Source organism: Rhodococcus sp. EPR-134 (assembly GCF_001647205.1).
Classification (GTDB): Bacteria; Actinomycetota; Actinomycetes; order Mycobacteriales; family Mycobacteriaceae; genus Rhodococcus_F; species Rhodococcus_F qingshengii.
In genome coordinates this window covers 1-2583 of sequence record NZ_LVCT01000075.1, presented here as the reverse complement: position 1 = coordinate 2583, position 2583 = coordinate 1, and the positions used below count along the sequence as shown (strand labels likewise).

Annotated in this window: 3 protein-coding genes; all 3 read left to right on the top strand. The window is 61.5% G+C overall.

What is annotated here, in order from left to right:
- A partial coding sequence (locus tag A2J01_RS03725) for a sensor histidine kinase (RefSeq protein WP_064111991.1) occupies nt 1-1037 on the top strand: 1037 nt, incomplete at its 5' end.
- Nucleotides 1034-2131, top strand: a complete 1098-nt coding sequence (locus A2J01_RS03720) for a hypothetical protein (RefSeq protein ID WP_064111989.1) — start codon at nt 1034-1036, stop codon at nt 2129-2131. The genes A2J01_RS03725 and A2J01_RS03720, both read left to right, overlap by 4 nt.
- Before the next feature lie 47 nt (nt 2132-2178).
- Nucleotides 2179-2484, top strand: coding sequence for a hypothetical protein (locus A2J01_RS03715; RefSeq protein ID WP_064111987.1), 306 nt, complete (start codon nt 2179-2181; stop codon nt 2482-2484).
- The last annotated feature ends 99 nt before the right edge of the window (nt 2485-2583 follow it).

Below are 2583 nucleotides of genomic sequence, written 5' to 3'. Positions count from 1 at the left end.
TGGTCGCGACTTTCGGTAGTGGGCTGGCGCTGGGAGCATCGACGTTCCACGCCGACACCCGATGGGTGAAACGAACTGCGAGCGCAAATGCGGTTCTCTACGTCGTGGTCATCCTCCTGTGGTGGCCGGCGTGGAATGGTGACCACGTCACAGATTTCACCTTGTGGATTTCCAATTTCCCCGGCGTCGCCAGCCTTGCTGCCGCTGCAGCTTGGCGACCGGCCGCTGCCGTCGTGCACCTTTTCGTAGTGGCAGCACTCGCACAGTTGACCAATCACATAATCCGGACGAGTCCCACGACGCACCTGTTGGTTCCCGACCTCGCCTTCGCCTGGACATTCTGCGCGGTTTTCGTAGCAGCGGCCGTCATGGCCTTGCGAACCGGACGAGTACTGGATGCGACCATCGCCACCACTCATGCCGCTGCCGCCGGCGCCGCCGCGGCCGACGCCAAATCCGTCGAACGCGAGAGATTCGACGCACTCATCCACGACACCGTGATGTCGACTCTGCTCGCTGCTTCGAGAAACGATGCCGATCCCTCGGTCGTCGCTCAGGCGCGAAGGACGGTGGCAAGACTCGACGAACTGCGCTCCGGAACCGACCACGAGACGAGTTTCGACTTCGACGGAATCCTCGCTCAGTTACGTTCAGCCGCTTCGGAAGTGGACGAAAACATCACGTTCGAGACCGCCCTCTCCGACGGGTCTGATCCGAGCGGATACGCACCCGACTCGATTCGTGCGATGGCCGGTGCGATGGCCGAGGCACTGCGCAACAGCGTCAAACACGCCGGAAGCAGTGCACGGCGTTCGGTCACGGTCACGGCAACCGCCACCCACCTCGAAGTAGTCGTCACCGACGACGGCGTCGGCTTCGATCCGAGCTCCGTCGAGACGCATCGCCTCGGAATCACTGTCAGCATCCGCGGCAGAATGCGTCAACTCGACGGCGGATCGGCAACCATTCGATCGTCACCCGGCCGCGGCACTTCGGTGACTCTGACGTTGAGCTTGCCCGTAGCGGTGATGACATGACCAGGCCGGACGGACGAGATGTCCGCGATCTTCTCGGCATGCACAGCCGTGCTGCTCGATTCATGGCTGCATGCTTCGCGCTCACCTGCGTGATCTCGGTCGCCTACACATCCTCCGACGTCCGCGCAGTCTGGCCGATGATCTTGGCAATTATCGTGTGCTCGACTGCGGCTTTCACACTCGTACTGAGCAGAGGCGACCCGATGCCGCTGGGGCAGAGCGTTCTGGTGTCTCTGACCGGCGCCGTCACGAGCGGCCTGGTGTTGTCAGTGGTTCCAGTCCCCGTCAACGACATGACTCAACTCTGGATGTTCGGGATGTCGACGGCAGTCTTCACCTTCATGTGCGTTCGTGGGCGTACAGCACTCGCGTGGCTCGGGCTTGGACTCATGGTGTTGGTGACCGCCATCTGGTCCTCCACCACCGGCCAGGGGGCCATGTACGGAGTGTCGTTGACGGTCATCAACGCGGGCCCTGTTCTGATGTCGACCTTCTTCGCATACACCATCCGTCCTCAAGCCAGGGTTATCTACGAACTTCGTGAGCAGTCCACCCAACGAATTGCCTCCGCATCCGCCAGTGCTGCGATTCTCGAGGAACGCGACGCGCAACTCGACAGGCTCGATGTCCTTGCACGCCCGCTCCTCGAACGGGTCGCTTCCGGGGTTCCACTGACAACCACCGAGCGGCAAGAATGCGAACTCCTCGAGGCGCAACTCCGAGATTCGCTGAGGGCGACAGGCTTACAACAAACAGATGTCATCGATGCTGTGCGTGCCGCTCGAAACCGCGGCGTCGAAGTGGTCCTGCTCGACGACCATGGAATGGATGGCGCGAACCCCGACGTGCGCGACCGAATCCACTCGAGCATCGTCCGGGAACTCACCGCGATCACGCGAGGAAAAGTGACCATACGGATCCTTCCACCTCGGCGTACCGCTATGGCCACGATGCTGGTCGACACTGAAGACGTTCGACGAATCGAGTTCGATCACAACGGAATGCAGCTGCTACGGCAGGGGGACCGGGGAGAGCTCGGCACCTCGTCCATGTCCGTCGATTCGACTACAGACAGCGCCGCCGAACCCGAATAGCTTTCGAGGAGAGTGAGATTCACCGGGTCGATCACCAGGAGAAATGAATGATCTTCGAACTTCGTCCAGCGCATGTCGCGCGTGCCCTCGCCGCACTGTGTGCCCTTCCGATTCTGTGGACCTTCGCAGTAGAGGGAATCACCACGACAACGGAATACGACTACAGCACGGGCGAAGTGTCCTCGTCGAGCGACCTGGGCTCTCAGAGCGGAAGCGTCGCGATCTGGATCGTCCTCGCGATCGCATTTGCCGCCGGTGCATGGTATCTGGAGAAGCAGCGCATCGGTTGGCCGGCCGCGGCGCACGAGCAGCTGGTCAAACTGCAGCTGGCATCACCCAACCGAGAAGAGTAAAGGTCCCTACCGCTTCCGATCGCCGGCGCGGAGAAGATTACTGGGAACCGTATGGCCCACTATCTCCTCTGCAACGGCAGCGGCACGAATGCTCGCATC

Coding starts and splice junctions, on each gene's coding strand:
- A2J01_RS03720 (WP_064111989.1), top strand. CDS start 1,034: ATGACCAGGCCGGACGGACGAGATGTCCGCGATCTTCTCGGCATGCAC.
- A2J01_RS03715 (WP_064111987.1), top strand. CDS start 2,179: ATGATCTTCGAACTTCGTCCAGCGCATGTCGCGCGTGCCCTCGCCGCA.